The organism is Peribacillus sp. SIMBA_075 (assembly GCF_046534585.1).
Genome location: NZ_JAWRYN010001440.1, coordinates 1 through 242, shown reverse-complemented (window position 1 = coordinate 242; position 242 = coordinate 1). Strand labels below are relative to the sequence as shown.

Here is a 242-nt window from a genome sequence, read left to right as displayed (position 1 = left end):
CTGGCCTTCATGCAGCGGCGCCCGCAGTTCAACCTGTTCCGCGTGCAGCGTGCCAGCGCGCGTGGCGCCTACACGCGCGAACGCCTGTTCCCGTCCAACGGTCGCGATTCGCAGCCGATGATCTCCCCGGATGGCCGCCAGCTCGCGTTCGCCTCGGACCGTTCCGGAGACTACGCATTGTGGTGGGCCGACCTGGCGCGACCGGACTCGTTGCGTCCGATCGAAGGCCTGCTGCCGGAAAC

At 68.6% G+C, this 242-nt stretch carries 1 protein-coding gene; it reads left to right on the top strand.

Annotated elements, in window-relative coordinates; genetic code table 11:
• The coding region (locus SB775_RS33125) for a TolB family protein (protein WP_410865534.1) at positions 1-242 on the top strand (242 nt) is incomplete at both ends.